Origin of the sequence: Synechococcus sp. A15-60 (genome assembly GCF_014280095.1) — a bacterium.
In the GTDB taxonomy this organism is placed as follows: domain Bacteria; phylum Cyanobacteriota; class Cyanobacteriia; order PCC-6307; family Cyanobiaceae; genus Synechococcus_C.
The window spans coordinates 1,304,208-1,319,324 of the sequence record NZ_CP047933.1; the positions used below are offsets into that span (position 1 = coordinate 1,304,208).

General features: G+C 55.3%; 21 protein-coding genes. 8 read left to right on the forward strand and 13 right to left on the reverse strand.

The features are described from left to right. Positions 1 to 8: 8 nt before the first annotated feature. Together SynA1560_RS07180 and hisA are read right to left on the reverse strand one after the other, a co-directional pair. Positions 9 to 389: a Fur family transcriptional regulator gene (locus SynA1560_RS07180; protein ID WP_186471080.1), complete on the reverse strand. Its 381-nt coding sequence runs from the start codon at positions 387 to 389 to the stop codon at positions 9 to 11. A 149-nt stretch (positions 390 to 538) separates the two neighbouring features. Next, positions 539 to 1,309 (reverse strand): 1-(5-phosphoribosyl)-5-[(5-phosphoribosylamino)methylideneamino]imidazole-4-carboxamide isomerase, encoded by a 771-nt coding sequence (gene hisA, locus SynA1560_RS07185; RefSeq protein ID WP_186471081.1) that lies wholly within the window; start codon positions 1,307 to 1,309, stop codon positions 539 to 541. An 80-nt stretch (positions 1,310 to 1,389) separates the two neighbouring features. On the opposite strand from hisA, the gene SynA1560_RS07190 reads away from it, so the two are divergent. Next, complete coding sequence (locus SynA1560_RS07190; protein WP_255476864.1) at positions 1,390 to 2,310, forward strand: NAD-dependent epimerase/dehydratase family protein; 921 nt, start codon at positions 1,390 to 1,392, stop codon at positions 2,308 to 2,310. Here the strand turns inward: SynA1560_RS07190 and pgsA are convergent. Continuing rightward, a complete protein-coding gene (gene pgsA, locus SynA1560_RS07195; protein WP_186499907.1) occupies positions 2,279 to 2,824 on the reverse strand; it encodes a CDP-diacylglycerol--glycerol-3-phosphate 3-phosphatidyltransferase in 546 nt (181 codons plus the stop codon). The two genes, SynA1560_RS07190 and pgsA, sit on opposite strands and share 32 nt — an antisense overlap. Before the next feature lie 31 nt (positions 2,825 to 2,855). Here pgsA and SynA1560_RS07200 point away from each other — a divergent pair, with 31 nt between their 5' ends. Together SynA1560_RS07200 and SynA1560_RS07205 are read left to right on the forward strand one after the other, a co-directional pair. Beyond that, on the forward strand, positions 2,856 to 3,326 hold the full coding sequence (locus tag SynA1560_RS07200; RefSeq protein WP_186468689.1) for a CBS domain-containing protein: 471 nt from the start codon (positions 2,856 to 2,858) through the stop codon (positions 3,324 to 3,326). Between the two features lie 219 nt (positions 3,327 to 3,545). Next, entirely contained in the window at positions 3,546 to 3,827 is a 282-nt protein-coding gene (locus tag SynA1560_RS07205; protein WP_186468690.1) for a hypothetical protein, read from the forward strand. Between the two features lie 98 nt (positions 3,828 to 3,925). Here SynA1560_RS07205 and SynA1560_RS07210 read toward each other — a convergent pair whose 3' ends face one another. From SynA1560_RS07210 to pdeM, 3 genes are all read right to left on the reverse strand, one after another. Beyond that, on the reverse strand, positions 3,926 to 4,093 hold the full coding sequence (locus SynA1560_RS07210) for a hypothetical protein (protein WP_186468691.1): 168 nt from the start codon (positions 4,091 to 4,093) through the stop codon (positions 3,926 to 3,928). 157 nt (positions 4,094 to 4,250) lie between these two features. Beyond that, a complete protein-coding gene (locus SynA1560_RS07215; protein ID WP_255476865.1) occupies positions 4,251 to 5,702 on the reverse strand; it encodes a hypothetical protein in 1,452 nt (483 codons plus the stop codon). Then, positions 5,699 to 6,451, reverse strand: a complete 753-nt coding sequence (gene pdeM / locus SynA1560_RS07220) for a ligase-associated DNA damage response endonuclease PdeM (protein WP_255476866.1) — start codon at positions 6,449 to 6,451, stop codon at positions 5,699 to 5,701. Before pdeM ends, SynA1560_RS07215 begins: the two co-directional genes overlap by 4 nt. Positions 6,452 to 6,506: 55 nt before the next feature. Here pdeM and SynA1560_RS07225 point away from each other — a divergent pair, with 55 nt between their 5' ends. Together SynA1560_RS07225 and SynA1560_RS07230 are read left to right on the forward strand one after the other, a co-directional pair. Next, positions 6,507 to 6,683 (forward strand): hypothetical protein, encoded by a 177-nt coding sequence (locus SynA1560_RS07225; protein WP_186468692.1) that lies wholly within the window; start codon positions 6,507 to 6,509, stop codon positions 6,681 to 6,683. A 5-nt stretch (positions 6,684 to 6,688) separates the two neighbouring features. Beyond that, a complete protein-coding gene (locus SynA1560_RS07230) occupies positions 6,689 to 7,765 on the forward strand; it encodes a transporter substrate-binding domain-containing protein (RefSeq protein ID WP_186499909.1) in 1,077 nt (358 codons plus the stop codon). Positions 7,766 to 7,801: 36 nt separating this feature from the next. On the opposite strand, the gene SynA1560_RS07235 is transcribed toward SynA1560_RS07230, so the two are convergent. After that, complete coding sequence (locus SynA1560_RS07235; protein ID WP_186468694.1) at positions 7,802 to 8,038, reverse strand: CopG family transcriptional regulator; 237 nt, start codon at positions 8,036 to 8,038, stop codon at positions 7,802 to 7,804. Positions 8,039 to 8,127: 89 nt separating this feature from the next. Here SynA1560_RS07235 and SynA1560_RS07240 point away from each other — a divergent pair, with 89 nt between their 5' ends. Next, complete coding sequence (locus tag SynA1560_RS07240) at positions 8,128 to 8,724, forward strand: PCC domain-containing protein (protein WP_186468695.1); 597 nt, start codon at positions 8,128 to 8,130, stop codon at positions 8,722 to 8,724. After that, entirely contained in the window at positions 8,721 to 8,933 is a 213-nt protein-coding gene (locus tag SynA1560_RS07245; protein WP_186499911.1) for a DUF6737 family protein, read from the forward strand. Before SynA1560_RS07240 ends, SynA1560_RS07245 begins: the two co-directional genes overlap by 4 nt. Here SynA1560_RS07245 and SynA1560_RS13795 read toward each other — a convergent pair. From SynA1560_RS13795 to SynA1560_RS07260, 3 genes are all read right to left on the reverse strand, one after another. Then, positions 8,921 to 9,118, reverse strand: coding sequence for a hypothetical protein (locus SynA1560_RS13795; RefSeq protein ID WP_255476867.1), 198 nt, complete (start codon positions 9,116 to 9,118; stop codon positions 8,921 to 8,923). The genes SynA1560_RS07245 and SynA1560_RS13795 overlap by 13 nt on opposite strands. Positions 9,119 to 9,277: 159 nt before the next feature. Further along, positions 9,278 to 10,021, reverse strand: a complete 744-nt coding sequence (locus SynA1560_RS07255) for an ABC transporter ATP-binding protein (RefSeq protein ID WP_255476868.1) — start codon at positions 10,019 to 10,021, stop codon at positions 9,278 to 9,280. Between the two features lie 743 nt (positions 10,022 to 10,764). Next, entirely contained in the window at positions 10,765 to 11,208 is a 444-nt protein-coding gene (locus SynA1560_RS07260) for a hypothetical protein (protein WP_255476869.1), read from the reverse strand. A gap of 497 nt (positions 11,209 to 11,705) precedes the next feature. Between SynA1560_RS07260 and SynA1560_RS07265 the strand changes: the two genes are divergently transcribed. Continuing rightward, on the forward strand, positions 11,706 to 11,897 hold the full coding sequence (locus tag SynA1560_RS07265; RefSeq protein ID WP_186471085.1) for a hypothetical protein: 192 nt from the start codon (positions 11,706 to 11,708) through the stop codon (positions 11,895 to 11,897). A 656-nt stretch (positions 11,898 to 12,553) separates the two neighbouring features. Here the strand turns inward: SynA1560_RS07265 and SynA1560_RS07270 are convergent. The 3 genes from SynA1560_RS07270 to SynA1560_RS07280 form a co-directional block, all read right to left on the reverse strand. After that, positions 12,554 to 12,745 (reverse strand): hypothetical protein, encoded by a 192-nt coding sequence (locus SynA1560_RS07270; protein WP_186468698.1) that lies wholly within the window; start codon positions 12,743 to 12,745, stop codon positions 12,554 to 12,556. A gap of 1,263 nt (positions 12,746 to 14,008) precedes the next feature. Next, positions 14,009 to 14,323, reverse strand: a complete 315-nt coding sequence (locus tag SynA1560_RS07275) for a DUF3303 domain-containing protein (protein ID WP_186468699.1) — start codon at positions 14,321 to 14,323, stop codon at positions 14,009 to 14,011. Positions 14,324 to 14,572: 249 nt separating this feature from the next. Next, positions 14,573 to 15,112, reverse strand: coding sequence for a PAP/fibrillin family protein (locus tag SynA1560_RS07280; RefSeq protein WP_186468700.1), 540 nt, complete (start codon positions 15,110 to 15,112; stop codon positions 14,573 to 14,575). Positions 15,113 to 15,117: the final 5 nt, after the last annotated feature.

The window sequence follows — 15,117 nt, forward strand, 5'->3', positions numbered from 1 at the left end:
TAACGGCCTTAAGCCTGATCCTCCAGTGGCAAATTCGGACGTCCGTTGAGTTGAAGGGTGTAGGACTCGATCCGATAACCGGTCCGCCGTTCGATCTGCTTCAGCAGCGCCTCTGGAAGCTCAACATCAAGATCCTCAATCGCGCCACTCTCCAGGCAGGTGAGGTGGCTGTGGGGATCGCTGCGATAGCCGTATAGGCGCCCGTTGGCACGGTCGAGGCACTCGATCACACCAGCGGTCTGCAGTGCCTCGAGGTTCTGATACACGGACGTATGTCCGATTTTTCGCCCTTGTTGATTGAGTCGTTCGAAGATGTCGCGTGCACTGAGATGACTGGCTTCCGTCCAGAGGAGATCCAGCACCATTCGCCGCTGACGGCTAAGGCGCATGCCCAAGTGCCGACAGCGGTCGAACGCATCCTGCAAGGTGCCTTCGCCTCCGGCGCCCTGGATCAGGGGTGACTGGGCTGGCGACTCCACGGCAGTCGTCGTAACGACTTCAGGTTAAACCGACGTCAAGTGAAGACGACGTTCAGAGTTCAGGCCAGATCTGCCATGACACCGGCCGGCGGATCCTGAATGCGTCCGTTGCCTAGTGCCATTAACGCCTCCTTGAGATCCACACGGCCGTCGTAGAGCGCGCGGCCCACGATCACACCCTCCACGCCTAGCGGTTCCAGCGCCAGAAGAGCGAGCAGATCGGCCATGCAGCCAACGCCTCCCGAGGCAATTACCGGCACCGCGCTGGCCTTGGCCATGTCCCGCAACGATGTGAGGTTGGGGCCTGCCAGCGTTCCATCCGTGCTGATGTCGGTGCTGATGATGGCGGCAATTGCCGATTCGCTGAACCGTGCAGCCAAGGCAGTGGCTTCGGTGTCACTGTCTTCCAGCCAACCCCGGGTGGCGACCTTGCCGTGTCGGGCATCGATGCCCACGATCACCCGACCGGGATGGCGGTCCGCCAGCTCCACAACCAATTCGGGTTTTTCAAGGGCAACGGTGCCCAGGATGACGCGCTCCAATCCGCATTGGAGCAGGTCTTCAGCGCGTTCTGCCGAACGCACACCACCCCCAAGCTGCACCGGGATGGTGAGAGCTTCTGTGATCGCTCGAATCGCCGCATCATTGGTCGGCTCTCCACTGCGGGCCCCATCCAAGTCCACCAGATGAAGTCGCTCCGCCCCTTGAGCCTGCCAGCTCAGGGCCTGGGCAACGGGATCGTCACTGAAACGGGTGACCTGGTCGTAGTCCCCTTGATGCAATCGAACGCAGGAACCTCCCAGCAGGTCAATGGCGGGAATGATCTGCATGGTCGAGGGGTTGGACTGCTTCCCATCCTGCATGGGTGAGGAGAGCACGCTTCAATACCCCCCGTTCTGATTGGCTGACCGTGCAAATCCTGTTGATGGGAGGAACCCGTTTCGTTGGGAAGCCTCTGGTGAGCCGTTTGCTGCATCAAGGGCACCAGCTCACCGTGTTCACCCGAGGTCGGCAGCCTGTGCCTGAAGGGGTTGAGGCGGTGAACGGTGATCGCGGAGACGATCCAGCTCTCGATCAACTCAAGGGCCGTCATTTCGATGTGATCGTCGACAGTTCAGGACGCACGTTGCATGACAGCCAACGCGTGCTGGAACGCACCGGTGTGCCGGCCCATCGTTTTCTGTATGTCAGCTCAGCGGGTGTGTATTCGGGAAGTGATGTCTGGCCTCTGACTGAGGACAGCCCTCTCGATCCGGACAGCCGGCACGCCGGCAAGGGAGAAACCGAAACATGGCTGATGCGCGAGGGGGTTCCCTTCACGAGCTTCCGCCCTACTTACATCGTTGGTCCTGGCAACTACAACCCGGTGGAGCGATGGTTCTTTGATCGGATCGTTCACAAAAGGCCGATCCCTCTGCCTGGCGATGGAACCACGATCACCCAGATCGGTCATGTTGAGGATCTTGCTGAGGCGATGGCCCGCAGCCTCGAGGTGGATGCTGCCTGCAATCGCATCTACAACTGTTCCTCGAAACAGGGCATTACCTTCCGAGGCTTGATCCACGCGGCGGCTGTCGCCTGTGGCCGTGACGTGGACAGGTTGGATCTTCGCTGCTTTGACCCCAGTGGGCTGGATCCCAAAGCCCGCAAGGCTTTCCCTCTGAGATTGAGTCATTTCCTGACGGACATCACTCGGGTTGAACGCGAACTGGCCTGGACGCCCAGGTTTGATGCAGCAGCGTGCATGGCCGACAGCTACAGCAGGGACTACGCGTTGACCCCCAGTGCTGATCCTGATTTCAGCGCTGATGCTGCGTTGATTGGGGCTTGAGGTAAGCCAAAGCCGACCAAAGCGCGAGTCCCAGTCCGGGCCAGAACAACCACCAGCCCAGCGCATGGATGATCTCTGTGAACTGGGCCGAGCCCCAGCTCTTGGGCCACAGCATCAGGAACAGGCTGAGAAATTGAAGGGTGGTTTTCCATTTCCCAAGCCACGAGGCAGGAGCGCCGCTTGAGCTGCCCGCTCGCCATCCCGAGATCAGCAATTCGCGTGCCAACAGCAGCCAGACCGACCAAACCGGCAGCTGTTCAGTGGCCGCTAGCCAGATCAGCGGTGCGCTGATCATCAACTTGTCGGCCAGAGGGTCAAGGCGTGCTCCCCAGCTGCTGCCACCATCGGCACGACGCGCCATCCAGCCGTCCGCCCAGTCAGTGAAGGCACCAAACAGCAGCAAAAGCCATGCCAGGGCGAACTGCTCTGACGAGAGCAGCAACAGCAGGGGAGCACCGAGAACGGCGCGGATCAGGGTGAAGCTGTCGGCCCACCGTCGCCAGGGAGAGACCAAGGCTCAGAATGCATTCAGTTGTTCAGATCCCATGGTGCTTCAGCAGACGGTCGGGGAAGTGATGTCCGCTCCGGTGCTGACGGTGACTGCTGAGACGCCCCTTCAGGATGCGGTCACGCTGCTCAGTGACCATCACGTCAGCGGTTTGCCCGTGATCGACGGCACGGGCGCCCTGATCGGAGAGCTCACCGAACAGGATCTGATGGTGCGCGAGAGCGGTGTGGACGCCGGCCCTTATGTGATGTTGCTCGACAGCGTCATCTATCTGCGCAATCCCCTTAATTGGGATCGCCAAGTGCATCAGGTGCTGGGCAACACAGTTGGTGATCTGATGCGACGGGACAGTCACAGTTGTGCGATCAGCCTCCCGTTGCCGAAAGCGGCCTCAATGCTGCATGAGAAAGGCACCCAGCGTTTAATCGTGGTGGATGCGCAACGTTGCCCTGTCGGGGTGTTGACCCGTGGCGACGTTGTGCGGGCCCTCGCTTCAACGCAGGCTTGAGATTGAGCGCTAAGCCATCGGTTTAATGCTGATGGCGAACGTTGATCAGTCTGAAATCAACCAAGTCACCTTGGCCGTTCCCGAGGCGAGGGCAACGGGCATGGTTTGGTTGAGCCGTTTATCCATGGGCAGGATGAAGTCTCGGTTGAAGCTCAGCAGTTGCATTCACCGATTGGCTTTCACTGAACTCTCTGCACTGATTTCGCTGTGTCGGACTTGATGTCATTCCGCTCTGTGCTCCCCATGGCCTGTGCAACAGCCGTCACCCTTTGTTCGCTGCCTTTGGCAGCGGCTCCTCAAAAGGAAATGCCGGAGCAAGATTTTCTTGATCAAGTGGAGGTGCCTGGGCACGTGTTGGTAACGGCCAAGGGTGTTGCGGCGGTGGATGCTGAAGCACGACGCCAGGGACTTCGTTTCCCTGCCGTGGGGTACTGGTCGCCGGAGACGATCTGCTTTCAGACACCTCCAACCGACGATTGCAATGGATTGTTTCTGCGGTGAAGCTTGATCTGCCAGCAGATCGTGACTGATTGCGATTCATCAAGGCTTGGTCCCATTCGGGTGTTGGTTGCCTTGAAGGGCACTGCTTGGTGTCTGAATCAGTGAACGGTGCGTTGCTCCAGCTCTCGGAGCGCTTCATAGGCAGCCCAAAGCCCTGTCTTCACCGTGCATCCACAGCGTTCGTTGCAGACGCGGTACTGCCCCTGTCCAATGGCATCAATGGTGGAACCTTTGGAGGTTTGGCAGACACGACTAACAAAAGCCACGGTGATGATCTCGATCTTGAAAAGATCTACGGCTCTTGTTGTGCATCAATCAACCGCTTGTGATGGATCGAAATTCACTGCTAGAGAGGTATATTTTTTTACATTTTATAAAAGTAAATTGTGGCCAATGTTTCGCTTAGGCAACGCGTTTGGACATTCAAGGTTGTGGTAGTGGCAGCGGAGGCGGCGCGGGGGGATGCGGGTGCATTGTCCTGTCTATGGGGATGACGGCTGGCTCGAGATCACCGTCCATGGTTCGATCAGCAAGGTGAGCGTCTGGTTCCAGCAGGATCGGTGGCGGTAGATCCGGTTGCAGTCCCTGTTCCATTGGTGGCAGCAAAGGGTCAAGCCCATCACTCAGCACCTCATCAGGTCTCTCGTTTTGCTCGAGGAGCAGCCGTGGGTCTGCGGTGGTCGGTGGCTCGGGAATTGGGGTGCGCTCGGTGCGGCCCAGCGACTGCGGCGGGGTTGGGTCTGGATTCAGTGGTGTGCGTTTGGGAGACCAGAGCACCCGGGCTATCGGCTCCAGTCCCATTTCGATCACCCGGTTCAGTCCTGCCAGAGCGCGGTCCATCAGTTGGTGTCCGGCCCATCGGCTGCAGTTGAGTGGTCCATCACACCCGGCCTGGTTCTGCTCCTGCTGGGACAACGTGCTGATCAGGCTTCCTTGAAGAGGCTGGCGACGTTCACTGAGTCGCAGCAGATAGGGAACGTGCACGAAGCTGGTCGCTCCACCACTGATCCAGTTGGCATCCTCCTCGGTGAATCCCTTCACCCCTGGAATGATCAAACGGCTTTTGGAGGCATGGTCAGGCATGTAGGCCGCCACAAGGCCACGTCGTCGAGCGAGGGCTTTGGTTTGTTCGAGGGTGAGCCCATCCCGGCTCATCAGCATTTCCAGGCGCCCATCCCGGCGCAGTCCATAGACCATCCGGATCCTTGGCAGGTAGTACCGGATGCGCTGGCCCATGCTGATGCTGTAGGCCCCTTTGTAGTTGCTGGGCGGAGCCTCCAAGTCGTTGTAGATGCTGTGCAAACCACCCACGAAGGTGTCGTAGGTCGTCATGCGGTCTTGGTTCAACTCCCCGTAGCCGAAATCGACTGAGCCATTGCGCCGGATTCCGATGAACGCCCGCTGGCGTGATGCTGTGCGGTTCCTCCCGCGCCAGAGCCGGCGGCCAAACTTCAGATCACCCAAGGGGACGGTGATCTCCTGCCCTCTCGCATCGATGTGCCGCTCGTACATCGGACCGGAGACGAAAGCCAGTGCAGCGTCGTCGGCAAACGCCTCCTGCTCGCGATCCCATCCCTCCAGCAGCCCAAACCGCACGTTGCGCGGATCGAAATCCAAGGCGTACACCTCCTCATTCGGCTGGTAACGAAACGATCCAAGTGCAACGTCTTTGGCTTGATGCTGTCTCGAGTACTGGTCTGCAGGGTCTGGCTCTCGTGGGGCCAAAAACACCAAGGTTGCAAAGGCTGCGACAGGGACTCCCAAAATCAGCCAGTGTCGTTGCCAGCGCATCCAATGGCTACGCCTGGTCTTGCGGCGCTGCTGGCGCCTCTGCTTGCTTCTGGGGGCCACCGCCGTGGAGCGAGAGCGGTTCATTGGGCCCACCTGCGTCGACGCGATGGTGGCGAGGGGTCCTGCCAGGCCATCACCCGATCCTCCGCCACCAACCATTTGCGATCCACCTGACCGCAATCATGGCCTCCTGTTAAGGCGCCAAAGGCAGGCAGCAACAGCCGTTCATGGGATGCCTCATAGGCGAAGCAGGGCAATCGCAGGTAATCGGGGCCTTGGCGAACGATGGCGACGGGGTGAACGTGACCGCAGAGATTCAGCCCTGGCTCGCCGTCGCCTGGCGGTTCGGGTTCATGGCTCAGCCAAAGGGCTCCAACCCTGAAGGATCGCTGCTGGATGCGTTCTCTACTCGGCAAGCTCCGGTCATGGTTTCCACCCACCAGCACAACGTTGGTGTTCAAGCGTTGGTCGAGGGTCTGAAGATCCGTCCGCAGGCGTTCGGTCAACCCCAGGCGACCATGGATCAAATCGCCGAGGATGATAAGGCGCGTGGGCTGCCACGTCGCGCAGAGCGCTTCCAGTCGCCCAAAGGTTGCTTGATCACCGTCGCTGGGTAGCGGAATCCCGCAGGCCTGAAACACCTCGGCTTTGCCGAGATGCAAGTCAGCAACGAACAGCTCACCTCCTGCGGGCCTCCAGAGCGCTTTCTGGCCAAGAAGTATGAGTTCTTCGGCGTTCCAGCTCCAGTGGTAGCTCTCGCCAGGGGCGATGGCTTGTGGAACTTGCGTGTTCCGGCTCTGCTCAGCAGGGTCAGTGGCATGCCGGACGGACAATGCGGAGAGTGAAGTTCCAACCGCTTTTCATTCTGCAGCGATTTTTTCGGACTGCTTGGAAACCTTCACCGCTGTGAAGGGTTGGCATGGCTTCGCTGCACAAGAGATGGCAATGTCGGTGTTACATCCATCGTTTGTTGAACTGTCGATGACTCTCGCCTTGTTGCTGGCTCTGCTGGGTTCCCTGGTTGCGATGGGGGTGATCGTTAAGCGGCTTGAGCAAAACGGCTGAATCCGATGACGGTGATTTCAAGAGTGTCATGGCTTCTGGCTGCCCTGTTGGGATGGTCAGCTCCGTCCCTAGCGGCGCCTCAGGTGATCAGGGTGGGCGTGAGCGGGTCTGCTCCTTTTGTGATTTCAGACTCGGATGGTTTGGAGGGCATCAGCATTCAGATCTGGGAGGAAACAGCCAGCCGTCTTGATCGCCCCTTCGTCTACGTGCCTCAACCCAACTCCAAGGCCAATATCGAAGCGGTGGGCCAGGGCGATGTTGATCTGGCCATTGGGCCGATCAGTATCACTCCCGATCGTCTCGCCAATCCAAAAATCGATTTCACTCAACCGTATTTTCATGGGGAGGAGGGTCTGATGATCCCCATGCGGCCCCCCAGCTTGTGGTCGCGTTTCAGTCCTTTTTTTGGTTGGGCTGCGCTCTCCTCCCTGGGTGGATTGATGGTGCTGCTGTTCGTAGTAGGGAACCTGATCTGGTTGGCTGAACGACGGCGCAATTCGGAACATTTCCCTCGCCCTTATTTCAAAGGCGTCGGCAACGGCATGTGGTTCGCGTTGGTGACCTTGACCACCGTCGGCTATGGCGATCGTGCTCCCACCTCCAGAACCGGCAGAACGATTGCCGGCGTTTGGATGTTGATGTCGTTGCTGGCTCTGTCATCCATCACTGCTGGATTGGCGTCTGCCTTCACTGTTTCGCTCTCGAAACTGGAGCCATCAACCATTCGCGAGCGATCGGATCTGCGCGATAAGTCTGTCGCTGTGGTGGTTGGCACCACGAGTGAAACCTGGGCGAGGTTGTACGGAGCACAACCGAAGCAGGCCGACACGCTCCCCAAAGCCATCGCCTTGCTCGCCGCCGGTGACGTGGATGCGGTCTTGTTCGACGCGGCTCCGATGCGCTACTACCTCCAACAAAATCCAGAGGCACCCTTCAAAATGGCCCCCTTTGCGTTGGCCACGCAGACCTATGGATTTGTGCTGCCGGTCGATAATGCGCTAAGGACTCCGATCGATGTGGAGTTGCTGCAGCTTCAGCGCAGCGGCATGGTGAAGCAGATCACAAATCGCTTGCTGAACTGATGTGCCCTCCTGGGAGTGGTGCTAGCGCGCGTGGTGTTAGCGCAGCATCGCGTGCCGTCTTAAGCCGTCCTCGATCAAAAAGGTGGCCAGACTGCTGCAGCTGCGCCCTTCCGCAAGAGCCTGTTGTTTGAGGCGATTCATGACACCTCCCGGCAGGGTCACATTCAGCCGTTCTGAATCCGCCGCTTCCGCTACTTGAGCCGCTGTGAGTGGCAGGGGTTCTGCTTCCAGCTGGTCACGGAGCTCGTCCAGCAATGCTTGAAGGAATGACACGGGCACGTTACTGAACTGTAACGTGATCGTACCGCAGTACCGCTGCGGGGGGTAGCGGTAATCTGTCCCAGTTTGTTTGATCTGTCCGGATGGAGACCCTGCCCCTGCAGCTGGACCCCGGGCATGACCTTCACCACACGCTCAGCGCTCTTGCAGCCGAGCGCAATCTCAGTGGATTTGTGCTTGGCGTCGTCGGCAATCTTTCACAGGCGTCCTTCCAATGTCCTGGTCAGGAGCAGCCGACACGTCTGCAGGGAGAGCTGGAGATCATCACTCTCAATGGCACCTTCTCCCCTGAAGGCGTTCACCTACATCTCAGCCTTTCCGACGGAGCCTGTCAGGTTTGGGGTGGTCATTTGGAGCCTGGAACCCTCGTGCTGAAGGGTGCTCAGGTGTTGTTGGGATTGAGCGGTCTGCCAACAGCACACCCTGGCCCTGCGCAGAAACGTGTCGAGGTGGCGGTGCTTCCAGGCTGTCCATGGTGTCACCGGGCGATGCAGCTGCTCAACCGGCTTGCGATTCCTTATCAGCTCGACACTGTGGATAGCGACGAGAAGTTTGAAGCCTGGCGTCAGCGCAGTGGTCGGGGTGTGTTCCCTCAGATCTTCATTGATGGCGATCTGATTGGTGGCTATGACGATCTGGTTCGGCTTCACGACGCCGGTTCCCTTGAGCAGCTGCGGTGACGGACTCACAGGACCCTGATCTTTGGGCGCACAAACCCATGTGGTGTCAGCCCTGGTCGATCCTGCTGACAGGTTTGATCACCATGGTTTCGAGCTGGATGCTTCTCCATCGGCTTTGGATCACCGTGCCTGTTTCGGTCCTGGTGTTGAGCTGGTGGTATGTGTTCCTCGTGTTGGCACCCGCTGCTTACAAGAATCAGCCCCGTTGAGCGGCACGGAATTTCTGCTTCTCCTCGATCAGCTCGGCTTCGAGTTGCTCGATCAATTGAGTGACCAACGCCTGAAATTCCGGCTGACAACCGCGGAATGCCGCTTTGTGCCGGATTGGTTCGTTGCGCATGCGCAGATCGGTCAGCATGAGCTGGAGGGCATCGATTCTGGCGTTGGTGTTCAAGGCGTCACCCCGCAGGCGAGGCGAGGTTATGACATCGGCTTCCGTCCCGATGGCACCTCACCCAGATTTCTCGAGCGGTTCTGGTTTGCCCACTCCCCTTGAAGCATTGCCGAGGTCACTCACACAGGGATGATTCGCACATTCACACTCTCAGGATGATCAGGCGGGAAGCACCTGGCGGTAGCCATGGCTTTCCAAAACCGTAAGGGGAGTGTCAAACAATCTCGACAGGTGATCCGCCGTCAATGTGTCTCGAGGAGAGCCATCAAGGCTCACTTCGCCTTCCGTTAGCCCCACGACCCGTTGAATTTCTGGGATGACTGCATCCACCTGATGCGTCACCAACACCAAGGTGGTTCCGTTCCTGCAGAGATCGCGGAGCAGCGCCAACAGCTTGTGGCGTGTCCGCAGATCCAAGCCATTGATGGGTTCATCCAGAACGAGAACGTCGGGATCATGCACGAGAGATCGCGCAATCAACAGGCGACGTTTCTGCCCATCGGACAGCTGACCAAAACCAATGTCGCTCAGCGTTTGAAGGTCGAGTCTTTCGAGCAGTGAATTCGTTCGCTGGCACTGTTCGTCACTTGGATGGCGGTCCTGGCCAAGCCCGATGGCTCCGAAAAAGGCCGACTGAAGCAGTTCTCTCCCCGTCATTGCTGCTGGAATGCGATGCTCCAGCTCTGTGTTCACAACACCCAGTCTTTGGCGCAAGTGCCAGAGATGCACGGTTTCGCTGCCAAACAGGCGTAGGTGCGAACCCGGCTGCACCACAGGATAAAGACTGCGATTGATCAACTTCACTAAAGAGCTTTTGCCAGCTCCGTTGCGGCCAAGAATGGCTGTTGATTCCCCTAGCCAGAGCCTCAGGCTGAGGTTGTGGACGACCCGGTGACCATCCATCCATGCTTCAACAGACTGAAGGTCCAGCCAGGGGGAACTTCTGTTGCTTGCATCATCAGGGTTCATTCGATGATTCTGGCTTTGGTTGGAAATCGAGTTGATGTCGACCCGACGCTGCGTTCAATGCGGCTCAAGCTCTTTTCGTGCAGATCGTTCACTTGGTGGACGCCTGGTATGCAACCGGTGTGGAACACCCGCCGATCAGCGTCGCGCTTCAGGTCGAGCTGGGTCTCCGATTCGAGCGAGCCCCCGTGGACAGTCCAGCCCCCTGTTCTGGATCGTGCTGGGTCTGGTTGTGCTGGTGTTGGTTTTGATCTTTCAGGCTGCCTGAACCAGTTCTTGCAGTGTCGTCGTGCGTCGACGAAGCAGCGGTGCCAAGGGGCATCGGTGTGTTGTCGGTTGCTCCAGATCCAATCGCCTCGGATCCCATCAATGTCTGGCACTTGAAAATGGAGATTGCATGACGATGTCAATCTGCATCTGGCATGGATGGGTTCCTGTGTTGATCATGCTGCGATGGATCAGAGGATAAGGATCATCGACTTGCGTTGAAAGGAATCACAATCAAATGATGATGGATGATCAAAACTCACGCGTTCACGTTTTAATTGCAACGCATTCAATTGCTTCTTGAATGTTTTAAATTTGGTGGTGATTGCAAATGGGTCAAGCTGATTGAGTCTTGATCGATCGACTTGATATCCCGTTATTCATCTTGGAAGTGTATTTGATTCACTTGTTTGTCACGTTAAAGGAGTTTTGTTGTGCTCGAATAAGATCGTTTCGACCAACTTCAGGTTAGGTTTGTTTGCAGCGATTTTGTCTCGCATGGCCTTTGGTAATCGAGCTTCCAAGTGTCTCTGCTTGATCAACTCTTTTTTAAACCGATCTCGAAAGCCAGGAAAGGCATCGAGATAGCTGAGCGCTTCACCACGCTTCCAAGCCACCATTTCCAGCGCTTGTTTGAAGTGCATATACGACCCAGTCCAGTCCACCAAGTCATTCATGCTTGCGATGCCAAGATCATTCTTGGAGAGTGATATGGCCCTATTCGAATCCGGGTAATTGGGTGATTCAGAGAGACTAGGCTTCTTATCGTCGTCAATCAAGATCTCACTCTGAAGTTTCCTTTGTGAGCGCCTTGCCCGGTCATCCTCCTGCAGCTTTTGAGCCGCTGTTCGTTGCATGGTGATCTCATTGAGCAAGAAGCGTCACAGTGCCAGTTATCTGTGACCAGATCTTTAAAGAGCCTACAAAAAGCCCCTTCTTGTCTTAGACCGATGGTGGTTGGTGAAACACCAACTCCTCACACCACTCAAAGCCTTCGTCTTCGACGGGGCTTTTTTTTGCTGTGTCTCGTGGAATGGCCTGTTGCAAGGCCAACCTTGTTGAGCCCAACGGATAGCAATCTGCCTATCCGTTGCCACTTCCTCTCCAGGCGAGTGAATGGTGTTGTTCGTCACCATCAGTTCTGGATCATCTCAACAAGGTTTTCGAGTCTCCTTTCTGGGCGAGGGGAGATGCGTCGACTCAGGTCGGGATGGTGACACCGGCTTTTTTCTGATTTCACAGCACTTCCAGGTTCATGTGCCACAGGCCATGAAGCAATCCCGAGCACTTTCTATTGTTCATTGGCATTCATCATCCATGTCTTCCAACGTGAGTGACAACAAAGGCTGATGCTGTGTTCACGATTCAAGAGCTCACGCAACATGGTTGGGATTCGAAAACCCAACACACCAATCAAGACCATGCGTACTGGCATGCCCGGGTGAAGTCAGAAGCTGATGGACGCACCTATCGCGTGATCAGCACTGAAGCTCACGTGGTGTGCTTGCTGACTCCCCATGGATCTGAATGCTGGGAATTGGATTGATCTCTCTTCTGTTCGCAAAAAAAAACCTCAGCGTTTCGCTGAGGACAGGTTTGTTTGGATGACCTCGGACCTCAGTGAGAGGTCCTGTGGTGCTCGTTTTTGTCTTGGTTGCCGGGATAGATCGGTCGTGCAAGCAACGTTGCTGGTTTGGCGCTCTGTGGCTTCTTGGTTTGGCCTTGGGTCCTGACGATGGATGGCATGGCTCAAAAAGCGTATGTTCCTTTTTAGATCTGGTTGGCTGCTCGTTGTCGCTACAAATCACACAGAACTAGAAAGACCGTCTCCCGTGATCGAAAGACGGCCTAGCTGTCTTGCTGGATGCTCAGACCCTGCAGTCACAAGGCTGATTGGGGAGTTCGAAGCGTCTGGCTAAGGGGCTCGTCAAGCCAGTCAGGCAGCTCCTAACCCCTGCTCAGTTGGACCATCGTCTCGCATTGGACGCCCCTAAATCAGAAGATGCGCTTAGTGTGCGCAACTTCGAAAGGGTCTGACATCAGTCAAATCACGCTTTGCCAACGTTGCGCTCACCGACGAGATTAAGGGTGATTTGTCAACAGGCGTCTGCTCAACCAGCAAGCTGTCTTCCAAGTCCAACGGCTGAGAGGACGCCTTTTTGTCCCGGTCGGCGTTTAGACGGTGATCCGGTTGGTGACCGGTCAGCCAAACAGTTGGCTCAGATCAAATTCCTCCTGGCTGACAGGAGCAATCTCCAGTTCGTAAGCCAACAGATCCTTCGACAGCAATGTCAGGGCGATGCCCATTAGAGCGAGTGCAACTCCAGAATCTTTGTCTGCAGTGGTGGATACAGTCCTGGATAATTCAAGATGTTTTTGCCAGGAAAAATGCATCGACTTCAGTTGCTGCAAGCCTTTTCTAGGTCATTCAGCAAAGCAAATCCAAGTCATTAGCGAAGTCAGGCAATGTTTTGTAATCAGCAAATTGTATTGGCCTGAGCATCTTTTCCTTGAATCGGTTGTAACGACTACGTTTTTGGTTTGCCCAAACAAAATATCTGGGGTACTTTGCATTTGCCAAGCTGAGAATGCTGATGGAACCGATTGCTCTGACTCTTGGTCAAAAGTTCGAAGTGGAAAAGTTTTCGAGGGAAATCGATAGTTTCGAAGATCTCCAGCAGCTGCGTGACCTCGCGAAGGATCTCTTGGTGGCTTGGAAGCAGCAGCAAGCTTCAACGGCTTGGGTCATTCGTCAGAAAGAGGGTTTGTCTTGACAGCTAGGGAGCCCGATTTCTGATGGGCTCTTGACGATTGCCGTTGATATGTTTGATGCCCTATCTCAATTTGGGATCACGTCGTATAAGCAACGTCCTCATTGCTGACGATGACATTGCTTCAATTCTTATTTTCTGATCTCTAAGTTTTTTATTGCCGGCAGCTAGCTTGTCCAATATTTCCTGGCAGTCATGATGAGTCTTGGAGAGTCTGTGATGTCACTTTTGAGTCTTGCAGCAGCCGTGATCTGAATTGTAGATTACTTATTAAGACATTGAACGATTGTGTTTTCTTTCATTGCTAGTTGAACAATATTTTAGAGAATGAATGCAGGGAGTCAATTTGATTCGTAGGATCTGTCTCTGCGTCAATCCCATGAAATCGGTTCACATCGTCTCGTCGAACAACTCACGAGGACATGGGTTTAGGTAGCACACCGATGATTCAACAATTGACATTTGTTCTTCATAGGCCAAGGTGTTGAACGAACAGAAGAAGGGCTCTGGGGTGGGATCTTCGCCAAGAGGAGCTTTTGCTCATGGTGAATTGTCCAAGTGCGAAATTAATCTCAATCTTCATTGATCCATGGGTTACTCTTTGCTTTGTTCACTCGTTGAATTATTTTTCTAACATATCTGGTCAATTTTAGTTTTATCAAATCATAGGTTTCAACGTTTTTAGTTGTGTCGGTTTGTTGGTCTCCCATTTCTTAAAGACAACTTCATCGTCGTTGTGTTGTCTTGATTGCAGGTTTTGCTCTCCCTGATCGGGTTTAGAGCTCAGTCCCCTCTCTCTGATTCAAAACATCAAATCCAAGCACTAGAAAAAAAGCCCCAGCTTGAGCTGGGGCTTCAACAAGATTGTTTAGGAGTGAGTAGGTGTTCAGGCACTCATCATTTCGAACAACTCCTTGTGGCATGCACACACTTCCTCATCGGTGAAAGCAGGCTGCATCTCAAATTCCACGCCAAACATCGCGCGCCAAGGAGCAAAGTGCTTGAACAGCACCATGCTGCTTTCTGCTTTGCAGATCACAACGCCACTGCCGGTTTGAGGGCAGTGTGTGCGGCTGATCAACTCGAAGCCATCAATGCGGTCACCCTCGGCGCCGCTCGCCATGTACTCAATCAACTTGGTGTACGCAGCCTTTTGGCCTTCGATCTCTGGGAACTGCCAAGTGACGTTGTAGAGCTGCATCTTGTTTCAAAAAGGATGTTGTCTTCTAGCACCAAAAAGGTTCTTGCTGTGCATTGCTGGACACTTCGGGCCGCTTCAGGAGCCCAGACCATCTGCTTCTGACAGGTGTGTGCCTTGAGCTTGGCAGGGATCAATCCAATCGTGATTGATGATAGTTATTGTTCGTTGTTCCCTTTCGGTCGCCTTACTGCCTTGAATTGTGGAACAGATTGTTGTGATGTTTGATCCAATCATCATCCACAAGTTTCTTTATTTCTGCTTTTTGGAAGGAGGAAGGAAGTCAGAGATTGCCAAGTCGTCCCTTTTAAGCAGCGCGAATATTGTTCCTACATTGCCGCGACAAACGCGTAGGTTTGTCGTGAGAACCGTGATATCCAGCCACGCAGGAAAGGATTGATTCAGTTGTTTCATCAGTTCGAGCCGCTGTAATCCAGCAATCTTTGGACCTCGCCATCCACCGCGACAGAAACACACGCCCACACGATTCGGCAGCTCAAGGCTGAGTTGAGCTTCGACTGAGATGGCAGCCATTCCAGCCAGAGGTCCAGACAATCTGAGCAGATTCATACCCCGCTGCGTCGCTGGATCCAGCACTTGCAGATTTTCAAGCCACGGAGCTTGCTGCAACCAGGGTTGTGTGGCACTGCTCCAACGCAGTTCCCAAACGCCTTCTAACGAATCGGCGCTAGTCGCAAGATCAACAGTCGATTCTGCTTCCAATGCTGAGATCAGACCACTGATTCTTGAATTTTTGGGTTGGTGCTTCAACAATCCAATGAGCTCATTCATTGTTC

Bases quoted from the DNA above. Each gene is read 5' to 3' on its own strand.
- SynA1560_RS07180 (WP_186471080.1), bottom strand. From the start codon at position 389: ATGCGCCTTAGCCGTCAGCGGCGAATGGTGCTGGATCTCCTCTGGACG.
- hisA (WP_186471081.1), bottom strand. From the start codon at position 1,309: ATGCAGATCATTCCCGCCATTGACCTGCTGGGAGGTTCCTGCGTTCGA.
- SynA1560_RS07200 (WP_186468689.1), top strand. From the start codon at position 2,856: ATGGTGCTTCAGCAGACGGTCGGGGAAGTGATGTCCGCTCCGGTGCTG.
- SynA1560_RS07205 (WP_186468690.1), top strand. From the start codon at position 3,546: ATGTCATTCCGCTCTGTGCTCCCCATGGCCTGTGCAACAGCCGTCACC.
- SynA1560_RS07215 (WP_255476865.1), bottom strand. From the start codon at position 5,702: ATGAACCGCTCTCGCTCCACGGCGGTGGCCCCCAGAAGCAAGCAGAGG.
- SynA1560_RS07230 (WP_186499909.1), top strand. From the start codon at position 6,689: ATGACGGTGATTTCAAGAGTGTCATGGCTTCTGGCTGCCCTGTTGGGA.
- SynA1560_RS07240 (WP_186468695.1), top strand. From the start codon at position 8,128: ATGGAGACCCTGCCCCTGCAGCTGGACCCCGGGCATGACCTTCACCAC.
- SynA1560_RS07255 (WP_255476868.1), bottom strand. From the start codon at position 10,021: ATGGATGGTCACCGGGTCGTCCACAACCTCAGCCTGAGGCTCTGGCTA.
- SynA1560_RS07260 (WP_255476869.1), bottom strand. From the start codon at position 11,208: ATGCAACGAACAGCGGCTCAAAAGCTGCAGGAGGATGACCGGGCAAGG.
- SynA1560_RS07270 (WP_186468698.1), bottom strand. From the start codon at position 12,745: ATGCATTTTTCCTGGCAAAAACATCTTGAATTATCCAGGACTGTATCC.
- SynA1560_RS07275 (WP_186468699.1), bottom strand. From the start codon at position 14,323: ATGCAGCTCTACAACGTCACTTGGCAGTTCCCAGAGATCGAAGGCCAA.
- SynA1560_RS07280 (WP_186468700.1), bottom strand. From the start codon at position 15,112: ATGAATGAGCTCATTGGATTGTTGAAGCACCAACCCAAAAATTCAAGA.